Below are 19,066 nucleotides of genomic sequence, written 5' to 3'. Positions count from 1 at the left end.
CGCTAACATATCGTTCAAGATTTATTCAAAGAAGTTTCTTTTTAGTTTTTCTCCCGGTCTCCAGTTTTACTTTAGTTTCCCGTAAGGCTATTTTCGGTATCGTATCTGCATTGTCCCTTAAATAATCTTCCAGAATTTCGCGGTTAAGCTTTACCATACTTCGAAGTACCCATGATATTGCTTTTGTAATCAGCACTTCTTTTTCATTTTTAAGACGATCTACATTTTGTAATGCAGTTAGTGACATGTCCATGTTGCTGACTTGATTTAACGGCGAGCAAAATAATACCAGGGACGCCCGCCGCTTCTGTATGTTTTTGCTCCTCGAAAACTTTAACAATAACGGTTTCCACGTCGCCCATTGATTTACAATCTCGGTTCGCGAATATTTATTTGTACATAGCCCATCGACTTCTGCCCATCCTTCTACGTGATTCAACCATTTATCAAATAACGCAGGCTTAAACATTTTTTGATCTGCTTTGGCATAATCCAATAGAATTCCGGCCATGTACTTTTCAGTAAACGTTTTGCCTTCAATTAAGTCGGTAATTAAAGCCGCAAATTCATTGGCAGGCATATCCTTATGCTCCCTGATCCAGTCTTTGGCAATTTTTCGCATTTGTGGAGAGGTAATTGGATACATAGGATGTTTATTCCCCAGATACGGATTGAGAAATGCATCTATTCCTGGTTTGCCTGAATTTTTCTTTATGTCATGAAGGATCTCGCGGTAAAATGCACTTTTCATCTTGATGAAATCTTTTATATTGGGCATTTATAATTTGACGATGTGTCAATACCAATGCGTTTCATAATAATATCCTTTTTCCTTTTAAATTCCCTCATCGCGATAGCCCAGCAAACTGCTTCCGTTAAGAATGAAGCGTTGCAGCTAAAAAAACTGATTTTGCAAAATCATTTCAATGCAAGGCCTGTCAATGATACCTACTCAAGCATTGTCTTCCATCATTTTTTAAATGTACTCGACCCTGAGAGGCTTTACTTTACGCAGGAGGATATAACGGCGCTATCCCAATTCAAATATAAAATCGATGATGATTTAACTGGTACCTCCTGGAATTTTTTACCTGCAGTCACACAACGGTTCAAACAGAGCTTGTTGCGGACGGAAGGTATTATCATACAAAATACCAAAGCCCCATTCGATGTATTTAAGAATGAGGTCTTCATTGCTGATACAAGCTGGGCGCCGAATGAAAAGTCTCTTGCAGATCGATGGTATAAAAATCTGAAATTTGAAACACTGAATGTTCTCATCCGCCTTCAGAAAAGAACACCTGAAGTGCCTGATAAGGATTTTATTAGTAAAAAAGAAGCCGAGGCAAGACTCAAAGCGCAGCGTAATAAAGTCAGAGTGATCCAACGAATCTTAAATCACGCCGCCGGTTACGAAAGTCATATCGCTTCCCAGTTTTTGCAGTCGGTGAGTTTGTCGTTTGATCCACATAGCAGCTATCTTTCTTTCGCGCAGATGGAAAACTTCCTTGCTTCGGTGAGTACAGAAGGATACTATTTCGGAATTAGTGTAGATGAAAATGATCGTGGTGAAATTATTATCGCGCAATTAACCCCCGGAGGACCGGCATGGAAGTCAGGAGAAGTTCATACCGGCGATGTTATACAGCAAATTCGGTGGGAAGGAAGTGATTGGATTGATGTTGATGGAATGACGAAGCAAGAGTTTAGTACTTTACTCGACGAATCTGTCAAGAACAGCCTGGAGTTTACGCTGATAAAGGCCGGTGGAATTGAGCGCACGGTCCGACTCCGAAAAGAAAAAATGTCAACAGATGAAAACAGGGTAAAAAGTTTTATTCTTGAGGGAGAAAGAAAAATCGGTTATGTTTCGCTACCTGGTTTTTATTCGGATTGGGGCGACAACGATGGATCACAGTGTGCCAACGACGTGGCTACAGAAATCCTGAAGCTAAAAAAAGAAAACATCGATGGCCTGATGTTGGATGTTCGCTATAACGGAGGAGGCTCTTTAAAAGAAGCTGTCGCCATGGCAGGTATTTTTATAGATGCAGGCCCGATGGGTGTATTAAAAGAAAAGTCCGGTGCCATCATCTCTGAAAAGGACATGAACCGGGGAACGGTTTACGATGGACCGCTTGTTCTTCTGGTGAACGGTTTTAGTGCATCCGCTTCTGAATTCTTGGCGGCGGCATTGCAGGATTATCACCGAGGTATCATTGTGGGAAGTAAAACTTACGGCAAGGCTACTGGTCAACAAATGTTCGCGTTGGAAGATAATCTCTCGAATAAGAAATCAGGTTGGGGATATACTACCATCACTAACTTTAAAATTTATCGAGTGACAGGAAAAACGGCACAACAACTTGGCATTCACCCAGATATTGCATTGCCTGATCTTTATGATTCTATTGATTTTGGCGAAGCATATTTAGAAGGCGCACTGTCTTCAGACTCAATATCCAAAAAAATATATTATACACCGTTGCGTCCACTGCCGTTGGACAAGCTGAAACAAAAAAGTGAAGTACGTGTAAAGAACAACAGTGGATTTCAACAACTGATAAGATGCAGTGCTTCACTGGCAGGATTAAATGAAAAATTTGACTCTGTATCATTGAATTGGCCAGACTACAAGAAATTAGTGAATAATGAAGGAAAAGAATTTGAGTCGTTAGCAGCGATAACCGAAAAGCCGACTTCTACTTTTAAAATCGGCCATCACTTTTTTGATCGAGAGCGCATGAAAGCTGACGACTACGTTCGGCAGGTCAACGAAGTATGGTCAAAAAACTTGTTAACCGATATCTCTTTGGAGGAGGCTTATTCTATTATTTGTGATTATATAAAAGAACCCTGATTATGAAACGTTTTTTATTGAGTGCCGCATTGCTGTTATTATGGATTATCAATGTTTCAGGTCAATCAGCCGGTGAGAGTCCTGTCGATCACATGAATGCGTTGAATGCCTTGGAGGAAAACTTATCTAAAAAATATCTGTCATACATGAGCGAGGTAGCGCATGGTAGTCGTGCGCGTAAAATGGAAAAACGCCGAACGGAATTAATCAATTCTGTGAATGAAGCCATCCGCCAGGGAGGAAAGTTACGCCCTTATAAAGGTGATGTTTCTTTAAGGGATGCATTTAAAGATTATTGGACCGTTTTGTTATCGGTGTTTAAAGAAGATTATGCAAAGATTGTTGACATGGAGGAAGTTGCTGAACAATCCTACGACGCCATGGAAGCTACGCTGCTGATCCAGGAAAAAGCCGGACAAAGATTGAATGAGGCTTATCGCAAAGTTCAAACGGGATATGAGACCTTTGCTGCAAAGCATAACGTGCGACTTACCGAAGGACAGGCTAGCAAACTGACTAAGCGATTGGAGCAAACGGGACGTGTAAACAGTTATATGAATAAACTCTTCTTGCTTTATTTCAAAAGCAATGTACAGGAAGGGCTCATGTTCAAGGCGATGGAAAAAAACGATGTGAATGGTGTTGAGCAAAGTAAGAACAGCCTTGCTAAATTTTCTACTGAAGGGTTAGCGCGATTGGATACCATTAAACCCTTTAATGGTGATGGATCATTGTTGACGGCATGCCGGAAAGTATTGACATTTCAGAAGGATGAAGCAGAAAACAAAGCGTCTTACCTGACTGAATTTTTGATCAAGAAGGAGGATTTCGAAAAGATAAAAAAATCGTTCGATGCCAAACCGTCAAATAAACGTGTTCAGGCGGACGTAGATGCATATAACAAAGCAATCGCTGATTACAACAAAGCCGTAAACGACTACAATAAAACCAATAACGACCTAAACGCATTGCGGGAAAAGATAATGGCGAGTTGGGATGCCAGTCGTAAAAGATTTATGGATCTTCATGTACCCCATAAGTTGTAAGAACTGCTTTTAACAGGGGTATTCACCTTCGGACGCCTCTTAAATGCCTGACGGGATATTTGTGTTGGAACGCTGTTTTTTACGTCTTCGGGTATATAGGTCTGACCAAGATGATAATGTATCAGTCCCCACAAAATCCCTTATTCAAGATATATGGAGGAATATCCGATGGCCATTTCTTTCATTGAGAATTTTTTAGAAACATAGTCATGGGCCACTTTTTGTAGATGCTCTTTATCAAAGGCAGCATCAATAATTTTCTGAAAAATATTTTCGAGTTCCACAGTATTGTCCAAGTCAAAAAACAAAGGCCAATCCGGAGGAAGCGTTTCGTCCAAACCCGGAGCCCGAGCAGCTATTACAGGCACACCCGACAATGAGCTTTCAATGGAGATTAATCCAAGTCCCTCGAACCGCGACGGAACGATTAAAAAATCAAAATCATAAATTTTTCCTGCGAGATTACCCACCGCACCATACATCAATACGTTGTCGTTTTGAGCGGCGAGGTTAGCAACCAGCTCTTTGTAAGGACCGTCTCCAACGAAGTGAAAGAGAATCCGATCCTTGATTTTTTTGTCGAGTTTTTGAATTACATCTACCAATATGTCCACACCTTTTTGTCGCACGAAACGGCCGCAAAAAGCTATGTTGATCCGCTGCGGATCCAGTTTAAAATGATGAGATTCTTTTTTTGGAGTAGGGCATCCGTTATAAATGACCATTGACTTGGAAGATATCGGCAACCTATAAGCTTCGCGGATTTTAAAGTATGCGTTAAGCGCTGCATGCGAAACGCCAATAATTTTGTCTTCCTTAAAGGATGATTCGACCACTCGTCCTACGTCTTGATGATCACTCCAAAGCTCGGTATTATGAATGGTGCGAACGATTTTAACCCTTTTTAAAGACCTTATTTTCAACGCAAGGCTCAATACAAAGTCTGGCAGGTCGGTATGGGAATGAATAACCTGTGGCTTCTCCTTTTGAATGTGATAGAGGAGATTAAAAGGAGCAATCGGCAGACTGGTTCGTTTACTGGTTCCTCCTAATGTAATTACCCTTATTCCTTTTGAACGCAGTTCTACTTTTTTTCTATATGCATAAAAAGATTTAGTGGCATACAACTCCACCATGATGAATTCGAATTTTCCAGGATGCAGCAGGGAGCATTGATCAATAAGATTGAAAGTAAGGTTTTCGGCACCTCCTAAATTGATAGAACTGACGATTTGAAATATCTTAGTCATACATGCTTTTTTTCCAACCGTCAAAAACCTTATTATAATCAATACGCATTCTCACCGGCGCCAAGGTTTCGTCAATGCTTTCCTTAACCGGTATATGACCAAGGAATATTTTTAATGCTAACCTGCTTTGATCAATATCATTTGGATTGAAAAGTGCGTCTTCCCCTGGTGTTGTAAGATAACTGCTTCCGGCAAACTGTGAACAGAAAACCTTCAATCCGAAAATCAAAGCCTCATTCACCACGGCACCGAATGGCTCATAAAAACTTGGCAGTGCAAATGCTGAGGCGCAGTGATACCATGCAAGAAGTTCGTCCCCTTCATATCGACCGGCTAAAACAACCGAGTTTTGTACGCCGTGCTTTTCTATACTACCCTGAATTTTTTCTCTTTCCGTACCATCACCTACCAATACCAATCTTACCTCCGGATCTTCTTTCAAAATTGGTGTTATGATTTCAATAAAATTCAACAACCCTTTTTCAGGTATGAATCGCCCGACAAACAACAGCACCTTTTTATTTTTCAAGTTGAATTTCTGAAAATGTGTTTTAGCTAATGGTACAAGTTTACCGGCATCTTTTCTCAACCTGAGCGGATCTTGAAACAAAGGGGAAACGATGACACGTTTTTTATCAAGACTGAATTTTGTTTGATAGAAATCAGCCACTTCATCCGAAAGTACAATGAGATAGTCCAAATGCTTTACTGAAAAACTCCGCACGCGATCACGCATGCCACTTTGTATATGCCGTGAAATTTCCAGACTGTCGTCGATCATCGAACCAATCTGTTGTTTGATGATGCCTAACTTTTTCAGCAGAATCAAATAAAGGGTTGTAAACGAATATTCGTATCCAATAATTATTTCGGGATTAACCTGACGTATTTTCTTAACCATACCAAACCTGAAGACCCTGCCCTTAATCCGGGGACCTTTCAGTAAAAATGAGTATTCGAAAATCAGCTTCTCCTGTAATTTGGATTGGTCAAACTTGTGATTCCAGACATTGTCAAAAATAAATACCACATGAAGTTCGAACAGCCTCGCGATCGCATTGAATTGATCAACCCGGTAAGGCGCAAGTGCAGGGTGAAAAATGAGTAGTTTCTTTTTTGACATATCGAAAGCGCAACTACTGTTTCCAGAGACCTGGTATGAGAACGCGTAGATGTATCGTTAGGTAGTGAAACGCCGCGCGAAAGAATCCATAGTGGCGATTTTCATAAATAAAGAACTGGTTGGGGTGATTCCCCAGCGGAGAATAAAGAGCTTTGATTCTTTTCTTTAATGGAACTGCCGGATTGCACCAATTCGCGATCTTGTCATGCAATTCACAATACCCAATGTAATCACGTGTGATAAAAATTTTAAATCCCTTTTTGATGGCTCTCAATCCATAATCGTGATCGCCCATAGCGTGCGGAAATATTGGATCGATGATGCCTACGCTTTTTGTGATTTCATCACTGATCAAAACAAAGTTACCATTCATGATATGGCATTCCTGCAACTGACCATTAGGTAAAATTATCTTGTCTTGTTTCGTTCTTCCGCCATACGAAAATTCTCTGGTCTTTTCCGTACAGGTAGAGCCACAGATAATGGCTTCTTGCCCCGCCGCTGCATAACATTCCAGCACCTCTTGTGTAGCATTCGGAAAAATGAATGTATCGTCGTTAATCCATAGGTAAAAATCGTGATGCTTTGTTGCTACAGCTGTTTTCCAGGCGAGGTGCATACCACCGTTCCAGTAGAGATTGCCGTTGCCTTGAATGATGTTTACTTCTCTGAAGGATTTTTTTACAGCTTCACCGGTTCCATCTGTGGAGCCGTCATCCACCAGGTAAACGTCAAACTTAAATTGCGTTCCTATTCCCGATTGCTTATACAAGTGGTCCAGACATTGTAAGGTCTTTGCCTTGCGGTTAAAGCATGTTAATATTACAGCAATGGTTACCATTCAAAAATCATTTAGCTAGATTATGAAGAAGCCGTCCTTTATGATAGCTGGTTGACTTCCCGTGTATATATTTGTCAAATTTATCTAAATTTTAAATGTCGACTATAAATATTTTGTGCTGCCTCCGGATGTAAAAAGTGCAAGTAGCGATGCAATCGAGTTCAACTGATATGCAGCGATTTCGGTCATCATTATTAATTGTTCTTGATGACGAAAGTCTCTATAATCATTCCGGATCCACCAGCATTTTCGCACCTTGGCTATATTATTTTCTACCGTGGTACGTAACCTGAAGTAATGAAAAAATCGAGTATATTTTTGAATCATCCGGATCGTAAAGACCCACATTCAATTGTTGATAAATTTGTATACAAATCATTTCCAGTAGCTAATACGTTTTAAATCCTTATGACAATCATAGAAAAACAAATTCATATACTCATTGGCTGCGCCGACGCCCGCGACTTAAGTCAGATCCAACTGGATGCCGTATCTAAAACCACAGCTGAATTTCTGAAGCAAGGCATCGAAGTGGAGATGCACGTTATTCGCGCAGCAGGTTCTTTCGTAACACCCGATGTGGTCATGGATATCAAACGGACTTTCGAAGAAGTGCAGCGTAACAATGAAAAGAATGTTCCGATGCGTTACTATGTTCACATTCAAACACACGGCCATCTTACCGAAGATTCCAACGATCATTATATAAGCCACGTGCATGACTTACACATCGTGGACGGATCGCCATTGAACTGCGGTATGCTAAATGCATCAGCAGTAGGGGTAGAGATAGAAGAGATGATCGTCGCGGAAAAGCCGGAAATCCAGGTGAAAGGTAAAACATATAAGATCGTCAATGACACGAGCATCAAGTTACTGCTGCGCGAAGTATATGCCTACGATGGTTATCTGGCCGGCGACTGGATTACAAGTATCGATTTACTCCGAACGCATCCACGACATCAACGTACGATGCTGGAAAAAGCAATTGCTACAGATCCTGAGTTAAAGGTTTTGGAAATTCAAATCACCAGTGGTATTCAGGACTATGCCATCCATTCGTTAATACGCGTAGATGATGGTATCCCAGAAGTGCCTTTCTGGGATACCGTTCAACACGAGGTGAGAAAGTTCGCCCAGAATAAAAGGGAGTCAAAAGAATTGTTGATCAATCAGTCGAAGAAGCAGACCCCGTTGGCAGGGTTGATTTCCATGAGCGATCCACGGCAAGCGTCAAGGTCGCGGGCGGCTAATTATTACATGACAAGAAAGGGAATTAAGCATACCGGTGAATATTTGCCTAATACCTTGTTTAATATGACAGGCACCTCTTTTGATATCCCTCAAACGCCATTTGGTCCCTATGTCATCGCAGGGTTTTATTTCGCTGTGAAATACCTCAAACTTTCCGATCAGATGGTAATGGGTTACGATACTGCACAAACCACGCGAATCATGCAAAAGATCAAAAACGACCCATTGATGAACATGTTTGTCAAGAAGTTTGACGTAAACCTGATTCCTATTAATCACATTGATTTACAATAGCGTGAAGGCTGTTTCGATAGCAACCCGATTTGTCTTAAGTACATAAACCTGTACTTTGAAACATGCTTAACCACTTTACTCACTCCGTAGCACCTCCACGGGATTTGTATTCGCGGCTGAAAAGGACTGAAACCCGACTGTGATGATTGCGATCGACATGGCCGTTGTTCCGGCAGCAATGAATACCCAAATGTCGATCGGCGTTCTGTATGCAAAGTTGCTCAGCCAGTAGTCTGTCATCAGGTAGGCTATGGGTGACGCCAATACAATACTCAGCGCAACAAGCTTTGTGAATTCTGAGGAGAACAATAAAACCAACTGAGAAATACTGGCGCCATGCAGCTTCCGGATGCCGAGCTCTTTTTTGCGCTGGTCGGCAGAAAATGCAGCCAATCCGAACAGCCCGAGGCAGGCGATGACGATTGCTAATATGGTAAACAGATTCAGGATAACACTCATCTTCCTTTCGTCGCGAAACGTATTATCGAACTCCTCATCCATGAAGCTGTATTGGAATGTAACGGCGGGATCAATCTTGGTAACTTCTCCTTTTACACCGTCGATGATTCGCTGGAGTTCTTCCCCGTTTTGGATGGAAGCTGAATTGAGTCGCATTGATAAATACGACGGGAAGCCCGCCGTATAACTCCAATGTTTGTCATTTTCATTGTGCATGATAAGCAACGGTCCGATGCGTTGCTTGACACTGTTGAAGTTAAAATTTTTGACAACGCCGATGATCTTAAGTTTTTCTTCCGATCCGAATGATTGTACTACATGCTTTCCAATAGGTGAGTCGTCCTTCCAGGTTTCCTTCGATCCGTAGCCGAGAACCTTCGCGGCTTCTTCATTGATGATGACATGATATTTATCGGCGGCATTCCCGGCGTCAAAATTCCGACCGATAATAAATTCCGTTTGAAGTAAGGGAAGATAATGCTCATCACAGCGCATGTAGTTGAGATCTACGACTGCTTGATCGGGTCCATCTGCGCGATAACGATCACCCGCCCAGACGTTGGGAGGCAGCGCGCCTGATTTAGCCACGATACTAAAGACGCTATTGTTTTGAAGTTTGGCTTTCAATACATCGGCGCCTTTTCCGAGTTGGTGTATGTTGTGAACTTGCAGTACATGGTCTTTGCTGATGCCGACGTCTACTGAACTCGCAAATGATAATTGTTTTTGAACAAAGAAGGTGCAAATGATCAGCGCGATGGAGACCGTGAACTGTAGCACCACCAGACCGTTGCGAATGCCAGTGCCTTTGAATCCAGCACGCAGTTTTCCTTTCAACGTTTCCGCGGGCTTGAACGCCGAGAGATAGAATGCGGGATAGCTTCCTGCGGATAGTCCAACGATAAGGATAAAAACTGCCAAAATTCCGAAGAAGTATGGGTTGGTCAAATGTGGCAGAAGCAGGATTTGTTTTTCGGCGACGGTATTAAAAGTATTCAGGGAAACCTGAACAAGTAAGAGTGCGGCCACAGTGCTTACGGATACAAACAAGACTGACTCGACAATAAACTGCCGGACAAGTGTGTTCTTCCCCGAACCCAGCACTTTTCTCACGCCAACTTCTTTTGCCCTGTTGCTCGATCGTGCTGTGGAGAGGTTCATAAAATTGATGGACGACAGCGCGAGGACGAGTGCGCCGATAGCTCCGAAGATCATTACAAAAGATGGATTTCCCGAAGGACCAAATCGGTTGAAATCCGGCGACTTTGCCAAATAGATATCTTGTAACGGTTGGAGATAAAGTGTCCAGGGTTGCCCCTTGGTGAATTGTTCGAAGGTTTGATTGAACACTCCCTTGGTAGTTTGTGCTGCCCACTTGGGAGGAACGGCCTGGAGTTTTTTCGTCAACGCCGTGATATCGGTTCCCTCATTGACCATTCCATACGTGGCGAAAACGGTAAAGATCCACGTTGACCTGCTCTCTTTAAATTCCGGTACGGAAGGGAGTGAACCGAGCATGTCGAATTGCAAGTGTGATTTGGCAGGAACATCGGCAAGCACTCCGGTGACAGTGAATGGCGTGTAAGTTCCGGCGGCAGATTTCGTTTCAATTAACTTTCCCATTGGGTCTGCATCTCCAAAATAGCGTTTGGCTGTCGAGGCCGTGATCACCATGCTGTTGGCCTCCTTTAATGCAGTGGCTGGATCGCCCTTCACGAAGGGAAAAGAAAACACCTTGAAAAAATTGTCCTCCGCCACAAAGTATTTCGATTCTGTAAAGTGTGTAGCCTCCTCGTTATTGTTTACGCGCATCAGCTGTTCGCCTATAAACATAATTCTCGTCAGCTCCTCGAAGTCCGGTATATCCGCTTTGATAGCTTCGGCAACGCCCGGGCCTGTGCATGAAAACTGTTCGTTCCAATTGTTCCAGATCATGGGTTGGTTGATGCGGTAGATCCGATCTCCATTCGCATGAAATGTATCGTAGGTGCTCTCGTCGTACACATATAATCCGATGGCCAGGGAAGTGGCGATACCCAGTGTCAGGCCGAGCAGGTTGAGGATCGTGAATTGCTTTTGTCGCACGGCGCTTCGCCACGCGATCTTAATCATGTTGCCCATAAACATAGTGTGGTGTTGTTTTTTAGCTGTGGAGGAGAAGCCAACGATCAGGTGGACTGCATCGACCCAGTACATTGCTTCGGCTACAAATTTTCCCTTTGCCGAGCGGCGATCTTCATACATTTCGTCGAGGTCTCCCAGGAATTCCTCGACGTATGCGCGTCCCACCCGTCGTTCAATAAGTGTTACGGCCATCCTTCGCGCTAACGATTTTCGGACGTTGCTCATAAACCAGGCTTGAGTTGAGGGATGAGGCTCCACATTTTTTGCCGGACTTCCTGCGAAGCCCGCAATTGTTCCATTCCTTTTGGAGTGATCCTGAAGAGCCGCTTCCGGCGGTCGCCTCGCTTTTCCGTGCTGCCACCGAGCTGTGATTCAAGCAACCCTTTGTCTTGAAGACGATAGAGCGTAATGTGTATGGCACCTAATAAAATGGTGCGTCCGGTATGTCGCTCGACTTCATTTTTCACAGAAATGCCGTAGCCATCGCCGTCTAAAATGCAGACTGCCAGTAATATGAGTTCTTCCAATTCGCCGATGACCCTGCTCATTTTATACCATTTACGATTATATACAAAATTATAACTAATGAATATACGCTCGAAAGAGTGCCGGGTTACAGAGAATGAGCAAACTTTTTTCTTCCGCCAGTTTTGGATCAGCCCGGCAAAAAACTCTTAGCGGCCAGCGACGGTCAACTGTGTTGTTTCTGTCTGAGCCCAGCAGACTTTAGAAACCTGGGTACAATCCTGTTTTGTACGATATTTTAGCCGAAGTACCTCGCCAGATTTTTTACCCTCCAACCTTTCCCTATTTTTGCACCCGAAACAGCCACCAGGCTCACACCCACATCAACACTTGAACACGTAAACACTTAAACACTCAGAAGGCTCCGTAGTACAATGGATAGTATTTCAGATTCCGATTCTGAAGATGCAGGTTCGATTCCTGCCGGGGCTACTAAAAACAGAGTGAGTGTGGAGAGCGAGAGCGACCACACTCACTCTGTTTTTCCCTCGCTCTCACACTCACTCTCACCCCCGGCTCACGCTTACTCTACTCTCGCCCTCACCCTCACACTACAGACAGCGTGAATGTGAGAGCGAGAGCGAATAAGGTGTAGCGGGTCTTTTCCCTCACCCTGCCACTTGAAATCCGTTGTAATTTTATTCATTTAAATTCACCCGTTATGTTCGATTTCGAAAAACTCACCGTCTACAAGAAAGCCAAAATCTTTAATGCAAGTATTCGGGCATTTATTAAAGCCACGAGACTAGACAGTACCACCAACGATCAACTTAGGAGAGCGGCGTTTAGTGTTGTTCTTAATTTGGCTGAAGGGTCTGGTCGGTTCAGTAAACCAGATCGCAGAAATTTCTACGTCATTGCGCGAAGTTCCATTTTTGAATGCATCGCCATTTTGGATGTGTTGAAAGACGAAGGTATGGTAGAGGAGAATATCTTCAAAGATTATTACAATCAGGGCGAGGAGCTTCTAAGATGTGCGCGGCATACTTTGCTGATACAGTGACATTGACCAACGGAGTGCCTATTGAAACTGTGAGTAAAATGTTGGCTATAAAAGCCTTAAAACTACGCAGCATTATGCAAAGATTGTGGACAACAAAGTGAGTGAGGATATGAAGGTTTTGAAGAGTAAGTATAGAAAGGTAATCTAATAAGATTTTGATGGTCGAATCCTATATTACTGAGACATGGCTTAAAATAAAAAAGAGGGAAAGTTCAATCGCTAGTTTCAGGTTAGAAGGAAGCAACTGAATAGCCCTCAAGATTTTTATAAATATTCCGATACTAAAATATCAATATCGGTAGGTTTAATACCATCGTTAACAGCAAAGATAACGTTTGCTTCGTTCATGTCAAGTGTTTTTTGCCCCCTGGCTTGGAGGTGCAAATTTAATAAGTCATAAAGATTTGGTTTTATCAAAGTTGTCATTGATTTATTAATAATTGTTGTTAAAGACAGATTATTATGAACATTGTTATTTGTTGATGGATTCCCTTTAAGGGAGAGATCTGTCCAAATTACTTTCCTTTCATGTAGGTCTATAATGATTGGAATTGCAACTCGTGTGGTTGCTGTCAGGTCAAACTTGTTTTCAACAGTCATAGGGTCATAAATTCTCCACTATTTGGGAATTGTCTAATCATAAATCCCGCGAAACAAATTGGCAAGTCACAGTAAGGCTGATTTGTAAATGAGTTTACACTCATTAAAACATTACAAATGAGCGCGATCATATACAGAAGGTCGTTGAGAATAATTATTGGTTATTCGGAGAGCAGTATCACTTAGTGTCCGCTGATCAAAATTTCGAAATTCTATTACAGAACTACCTCTATTTCTTAGAAAAAGGTGAGAAGATCCCGAAGAAGCTCGAAAGCAAGAATAAGCTCAAACGTCCAGATATTTTTATTTGTCGACAGTCTAGCGAACCGGACCCAACTGATAATGAATACACAATAGAGGAAAATGTAATTGTAGAATTAAAGCGTCCTTCGGTTGTTATTGGTAAAAAACAGTATAATCAAGTGGAGGACTATTTGAGGTTCATTATTGAGGAGCCTGGGTTCAATAGCCAATTAAGAAAATGGAAATTCATTCTTCTCGGTAAAGAAGTTGATTCTTTTATCCGTGATAAGTACGAGTCTCATAAAGCAAAGGGAAAGCGATTTCTTGTCGAAGCTGTACGGAACTACGAAATTTATGCTTTGACATGGGACGATCTCTTTAAAATTTTTGATAGCCGTCATAAACACTTGATCGATAAGCTAGAATTTAAGAACTCCATAATGGAAGAATTAGATTTAAAAGGTGTTCACTTCGATCGAGAAGCTTCAGACGAATTGACTAAGCAAGCCAGCTAATATCTTGACTTCCGAACTTGGACTCATGGCTTTCCACATCAGACTTAAATTCTGGCGCTAACCTACTCCGGGTGGCAAATGCTGAGTCTTGTCAAAAGACTACGGCATAAAATTCAATGAGCCTTCGGCTTTGTGTTTTTTCAAATTTATTTCGTTTCCTTTTGACAACCCTTCCACCCTTCGTTTGAGGTACACCATAATTTAATTCTTATGATTATGGAAAGCACAAATGAAAAAACATTATTCGAAGTATCCGAGATTCAGCTCTCGTACAAGTCCAAAGTTAAATCTTCGTTACGTCCAAAGATTTCATCGTCAAGAGATGCTGAAAATATTTTTCGGCAATATTGGAATGATGACGTTATTGAACTTCAGGAAGAATTCAAGATGATGCTCCTTAACCGTTACAACAAAGTTATTGGAATCTTCACCGTTTCTCAAGGAGGAATTGCTGGCACTGTTGCTGATCCAAAGTTAATATTCGGATGTGCGCTCAAAGCCGCTGCAAGTGGAATTATCTTGGTACATAATCACCCATCAGGTTCATTGCGGGCAAGTGATGCTGATATAAAGCTTACTAAGAAATTAAAAGATGGCGGTAACCTCTTAGACATTCAAGTCTTGGATCACATCATCATTACCAGCGAAGCATATTTCTCATTCGCTGATGAAGGGCTCTTGTAGCCCTTTCAAATTGCACTTACCTTTTCAAATTTTCTTCGGTGATTGAGTGATGAAACTGAGACTTGAAAAAAAAAATTGACTTTCAATTTGCGTCTTAAAAACATTCTTCTAAATTAGATTCATCGATGAGGCGGAAGTTATGTGCTATTATTTTGTGCGTTAGATTTAGACTTCTTCCTTTCGAATTCCTTTAAAAATTTTTGACAACCATTTTCTGAAATTAACAGCGGCCATAACGGGGCTGTGTACTAGTAGACTTGTGTGATTTGCCAGCAAGCATACTTGGTATACATGTATGCAGCCGTGTCTCGCGTATAGCCATTGCGATGTTTGATAGCTTGCGCATTGATGATGATGGCACCTTGTGTGTTTGTTGGGCGGAGTGCAAACCATGCTTTGTTGATCAGTTGTGGTGTTAATGCTTGTGAAAATTGTAAGTCAATAAATTTTGTTTTCGATCCATTCTTAATCTTTTAACAATGAAAGGAAATCTGTATCGCGTGAGGATAGCCTCGGTGGCATTGGTTGTCAGTTTGTATTCACTATATGGCTATTCGCAGACACCGATGGTTGCCATGCCGTCTCCGAATGCTGCAAGCCTGGGTACCTTTGGTGAAATACCGGTAAGTGGGTTTACAGGAGTTCCAAATATTAACATACCTGTTTACACGGCGAAAAGCGGAGACCTCAGCATCCCAATTTCACTTGCTTATCATACCTCTTTAGTTAAACCGGATCATCCTCCAGGCTGGATAGGCTTCGGGTGGGATCTCGCGACCGGAGGCAGTATTACAAGGATTTCAAGGGGAAACAATCTATACGATGAGAACTTAAACAACGGGCCAAATCCCTCCTTTCTTACATGGCGGCCGGTTTTTGCGCAGTCGGATTGGACGTCAGCTTCGAAGATTGACATGTTGACTGACCTTTTTCATCTAAACAACGATTATGAAGCCGACCAGTTTTCTTTCAATTTTGGTGGGTACTCTGGTACATTTTACTTGAATCACAATGGGGTATGGGTTGTACAATCTCAATCGCCCATGAAGCTGAAAATTGCTCAAACCTCGGCACAGTCTCAGCCGGGTTTTTTTGGAAATGCTTATATCATTGCCCGATACTATGAGACTTTTTCAATAACGACGGAAGATGGTGTCGAATACATCTTTGGCAATACTCCAATTAACAGTGATCCGACCGCGATTGAATTTAGCGTAAATGCAACCAAGAGCCAAAGTGGTAATCATCAAATGAACTTAATTCCGACAACGTGGAATCTCACAAAGGTCATTTCGCCAAGCGGATGGGAGATTGTTTTGACATACGTGCGGGGCACAGGAATTTACCAAATGACAAAATTCATGACTAAAACGTCCTCTAGGTACGATTACAACTATGCACCGTGTAGTTCATTGTTTCCCTTTGGACCGCCTTGCTATCAGGTGATCCAATCGTCTACCAGTTTGCTCAACGGTTACAATGTGAACCTTATATACCCGTCGTACCTCGATCAGATAACGATGAGGCACGCGACAATGGCCCCAACAGCAGACAATGGTCGCATTAAATTCAATCGATCCGTATCGACTCAACTTTATTATGACGCTATTGAGCTAGATCTTTACACGACTCCCGGTATGGGACCAGGTTTCAGCGGTTCAATTCGGCAAAAGTTGGATAATATAACGGTGTACAACCTGAAAAATGAGATTAAAAACCGTTTCAATTTTATTTATGCAGGGAGTCCTACGACAAGACTTCGTTTAGATAAGCTGGAAGAAATCGACGGTAGCGGAGGCGTAAAGAGGTACGAGTTTTACTATGACACCCAACCTCTACCAACCTATAATTCCGGAATGATCGATCATTGGGGATACTACATTGGCGGAACAAGTTATTATAATGCGGCGGCAGACATCATCACGACCCGCAATGTTACACCTGCGAATGCTCCTAAAATGCAGGCCGGTATTTTGAAAAAAATCACGTACCCCACCGGCGGCTCCACTGAGTTTGACTATGAACCACACTCTTACTCATCGGTTGTTACCAAGAGTCCATTTGCAATCGACAATAAAGGACAAAACTTGCTTACAGGGGGCGTTCGGATATCATCAACCAGGAACAGAGACAGTGATGGTAGAATCGTAGCTGAAAAAATATACAAGTACATTACCAACTATATTGGCGGAGGTACTTTGTCCAGCGGAATATTGGCCGGAGAACCCCGGTATACGGAACTTTGGGATTTTGGAAATGAACAATATGGATCTTTCTACGATCATATTGTACAACCTATGAGTTACACGAATGGAAGTCACATCACATATTCTGAGGTTACGGAAATTGAAGTTGGAAACGGCTACAAAGTATCAAAATTTACTAATTCTAACGACCCTAATTACCGCGACAAAGACGCATATTACACTCCCTTACTTACTAATAACTCGAAGAGTTTCCTACCCTTTAATAGCCTGGCTTACACGAGAGGAAATTTACTCAGCGAGACGACGTATAATGAGGCAAAAGCCATTCTTAGCGACATATCTTACCAGTACAATTATCAGCCACCCAACCAATACGACGCTAATAACACTAGGGCATTGTTTTACAGATGGTTCGATTTGTACAGGGTTCAGGCGGCCTACTCCGATTTTACTTTTTGCCCATACGTAATTAAGAAGACCGTTAAGGAATATAATCAAAGCGGAGCAAACCCAGTTACAAGTGTTATAGATTATACCTATACAATAAACAACCAATTAAAGGAAGAGAAAGCCACAGGTAGCGATGGTATCAAATTGGTAAATCGGTATAAATATCCTTTGGATTTTACTGCCGCGGAAAGTCCGTCTGAAATATCAAGATTAAAGGAGCTAAATATTATTGCGCCAATGATTGAAAAGATTACCTACCAGGATCTTGGAGCAACGAAACGGATAGTTGGAGGCGAGTATTATGAATTCAAAGAGTTTTATACGAAAATTGCAAAGCCCTGGAAAATTTACCAACTCAACTCAACCAGCTTACCGGATCTAAGCACCTTCTATTTTAAAAGACGTAATGTCGTTTCAACGCAAACTCAACATTTAGTTGTTGATGAATGTTGCCAACTATTGGCGACCACTCCATTCACAATTCCGAATTTGGGAACCATCGAAGCTTCCTTAACAATGCACTTGGAAAACGCGTCCCCATATCACGGGAATTTTCGCATTACAATTAACGGTCCGTCGTCGGAGTTTTTTGAATCGTTTACAGTCGTAGGAAGCACAATCAATGATGTCTATTCGATTGATTTTAGTAAGCCGCTCAATTTACTGCCTGGGAGTTATACAATTACGTTGGAGTACCGGCCAAGCGGGGGGTATGAGAACACCTACTATTATGGTTGGTGTGATCTCAACGTGGATGTAATCAACGGCTATCAGTATAATACTGAGATTGAACCCAGGATAATTCTCAATTACAATAGCGTAGGGAATACTATTGAAAATGAAAAAGTCAATGATTACGTGACATCGTACAAGTGGGGATATTCAAGTACAGAGCCCATCGCACAAATCACTAATGCAAGAGATAATGAAGCGGCCGTTTTCGACTTTGAGTCCGAGACGGGTACTATCACGGGCCTCCCTCACTCAGGTGTAAGACATCGAGACGGAGATTTTGCAGCGCCTTTTACACCTCCCAATTCAAAGCCCTACAAGGTAAGCTTCTGGTACAGGATTGGTACTGTATGGTATTTCTCAGGATTGCGTGATTACACTCAGCCAACTACTCTTACCGATGGTGAGGCGATTGATGACGTAAGGATTCATCCTGCGGATGCGCAAGTAAACACCTACACATACGACCCGCTAGTGGGAGCCAAATCGAAGAGCGATTTCAACAGCATGCCAACTTATTATGAATACGATTCATTCAACCGACTAAAACTAATTCGCGATCAGAACAACGATGTCCTAACGCTGTATAAGTACAACTATAAAAAGCAGTAAGGAAACCCTCAATGGTACCTAAGAAGAATTCAAATGAGCACGGAAGGATTCGAGCTCCGCGTTGGAATATTTTCATTAGCGACACCAACATCTTTACTATGCTACTAACGTGATCCTGCTGGGAAGCGCTAGCAGCTATAATAAAGAACGAATTGAGAAATGAGCGCAATCTTATCACGCAGCGTAGTTTTTATGTGGCATTTATTCTCAAAACAAATTTAAGACGACTCTTGCAAATAACATA

At 42.1% G+C, this 19,066-nt stretch carries 14 protein-coding genes and 1 tRNA gene; 8 read left to right on the top strand and 7 right to left on the bottom strand.

Features of this window, described 5'->3' with window-relative positions; genetic code table 11:
- Positions 1-25 precede the first annotated feature (25 nt).
- Positions 26-751: a DNA alkylation repair protein gene (locus tag P2W71_RS00115; RefSeq protein ID WP_276365404.1), complete on the bottom strand. Its 726-nt coding sequence runs from the start codon at positions 749-751 to the stop codon at positions 26-28.
- Between the two features lie 54 nt (positions 752-805).
- On the opposite strand from P2W71_RS00115, the gene P2W71_RS00110 reads away from it, so the two are divergent.
- Together P2W71_RS00110 and P2W71_RS00105 are read left to right on the top strand one after the other, a co-directional pair.
- On the top strand, positions 806-2,860 hold the full coding sequence (locus tag P2W71_RS00110; protein ID WP_276365401.1) for a carboxy terminal-processing peptidase: 2,055 nt from the start codon (positions 806-808) through the stop codon (positions 2,858-2,860).
- A 2-nt stretch (positions 2,861-2,862) separates the two neighbouring features.
- The gene (locus tag P2W71_RS00105) at positions 2,863-3,906 is read left to right on the top strand and encodes a hypothetical protein (RefSeq protein ID WP_276365398.1); all 1,044 of its coding nucleotides are present in this window, start codon (positions 2,863-2,865) and stop codon (positions 3,904-3,906) included.
- A 140-nt stretch (positions 3,907-4,046) separates the two neighbouring features.
- Here P2W71_RS00105 and P2W71_RS00100 read toward each other — a convergent pair whose 3' ends face one another.
- Genes P2W71_RS00100 through P2W71_RS00090 form a run of 3 tightly spaced genes read right to left on the bottom strand, consistent with a single transcriptional unit; the run spans position 4,047 to position 7,120 of the window.
- Positions 4,047-5,156, bottom strand: a complete 1,110-nt coding sequence (locus P2W71_RS00100) for a glycosyltransferase family 4 protein (protein ID WP_276365396.1) — start codon at positions 5,154-5,156, stop codon at positions 4,047-4,049.
- Entirely contained in the window at positions 5,149-6,279 is a 1,131-nt protein-coding gene (locus tag P2W71_RS00095; protein ID WP_276365393.1) for a glycosyltransferase, read from the bottom strand. Before P2W71_RS00095 ends, P2W71_RS00100 begins: the two co-directional genes overlap by 8 nt.
- 13 nt (positions 6,280-6,292) lie before the next feature.
- Positions 6,293-7,120: a glycosyltransferase family 2 protein gene (locus tag P2W71_RS00090; protein WP_276365390.1), complete on the bottom strand. Its 828-nt coding sequence runs from the start codon at positions 7,118-7,120 to the stop codon at positions 6,293-6,295.
- A 408-nt stretch (positions 7,121-7,528) separates the two neighbouring features.
- On the opposite strand from P2W71_RS00090, the gene P2W71_RS00085 reads away from it, so the two are divergent.
- Positions 7,529-8,668 (top strand): hypothetical protein, encoded by a 1,140-nt coding sequence (locus P2W71_RS00085; protein WP_276365387.1) that lies wholly within the window; start codon positions 7,529-7,531, stop codon positions 8,666-8,668.
- A gap of 75 nt (positions 8,669-8,743) precedes the next feature.
- Here P2W71_RS00085 and P2W71_RS00080 read toward each other — a convergent pair whose 3' ends face one another.
- Both P2W71_RS00080 and P2W71_RS00075 read right to left on the bottom strand, forming a co-directional pair.
- Positions 8,744-11,476, bottom strand: a complete 2,733-nt coding sequence (locus tag P2W71_RS00080) for an ABC transporter permease (RefSeq protein ID WP_276365384.1) — start codon at positions 11,474-11,476, stop codon at positions 8,744-8,746.
- Positions 11,473-11,799 (bottom strand): helix-turn-helix transcriptional regulator, encoded by a 327-nt coding sequence (locus P2W71_RS00075; RefSeq protein WP_276365381.1) that lies wholly within the window; start codon positions 11,797-11,799, stop codon positions 11,473-11,475. Before P2W71_RS00075 ends, P2W71_RS00080 begins: the two co-directional genes overlap by 4 nt.
- 337 nt (positions 11,800-12,136) lie before the next feature.
- On the opposite strand from P2W71_RS00075, the gene P2W71_RS00070 reads away from it, so the two are divergent.
- Both P2W71_RS00070 and P2W71_RS00065 read left to right on the top strand, forming a co-directional pair.
- Positions 12,137-12,208 (top strand) — tRNA-Arg (locus P2W71_RS00070).
- Between the two features lie 229 nt (positions 12,209-12,437).
- Positions 12,438-12,779, top strand: a complete 342-nt coding sequence (locus tag P2W71_RS00065) for a four helix bundle protein (RefSeq protein WP_276365378.1) — start codon at positions 12,438-12,440, stop codon at positions 12,777-12,779.
- A 264-nt stretch (positions 12,780-13,043) separates the two neighbouring features.
- Here P2W71_RS00065 and P2W71_RS00060 read toward each other — a convergent pair whose 3' ends face one another.
- Positions 13,044-13,379: a hypothetical protein gene (locus P2W71_RS00060; RefSeq protein WP_276365377.1), complete on the bottom strand. Its 336-nt coding sequence runs from the start codon at positions 13,377-13,379 to the stop codon at positions 13,044-13,046.
- 185 nt (positions 13,380-13,564) lie between these two features.
- Between P2W71_RS00060 and P2W71_RS00055 the strand changes: the two genes are divergently transcribed.
- The 3 genes from P2W71_RS00055 (at position 13,565) to P2W71_RS00045 (ending at position 18,822) form a co-directional block, all read left to right on the top strand.
- Positions 13,565-14,137 (top strand): hypothetical protein, encoded by a 573-nt coding sequence (locus tag P2W71_RS00055; protein ID WP_276365375.1) that lies wholly within the window; start codon positions 13,565-13,567, stop codon positions 14,135-14,137.
- A gap of 216 nt (positions 14,138-14,353) precedes the next feature.
- Entirely contained in the window at positions 14,354-14,821 is a 468-nt protein-coding gene (locus tag P2W71_RS00050; RefSeq protein ID WP_276365372.1) for a JAB domain-containing protein, read from the top strand.
- Between the two features lie 479 nt (positions 14,822-15,300).
- A complete protein-coding gene (locus P2W71_RS00045; protein ID WP_276365369.1) occupies positions 15,301-18,822 on the top strand; it encodes a hypothetical protein in 3,522 nt (1,173 codons plus the stop codon).
- Positions 18,823-19,066 lie beyond the last annotated feature (244 nt).

Source organism: Chryseolinea sp. H1M3-3 (assembly GCF_029360725.1).
Lineage (GTDB): Bacteria > Bacteroidota > Bacteroidia > Cytophagales > Cyclobacteriaceae > Chryseolinea.
This window is presented reverse-complemented; position numbering and strand designations above follow the sequence as displayed.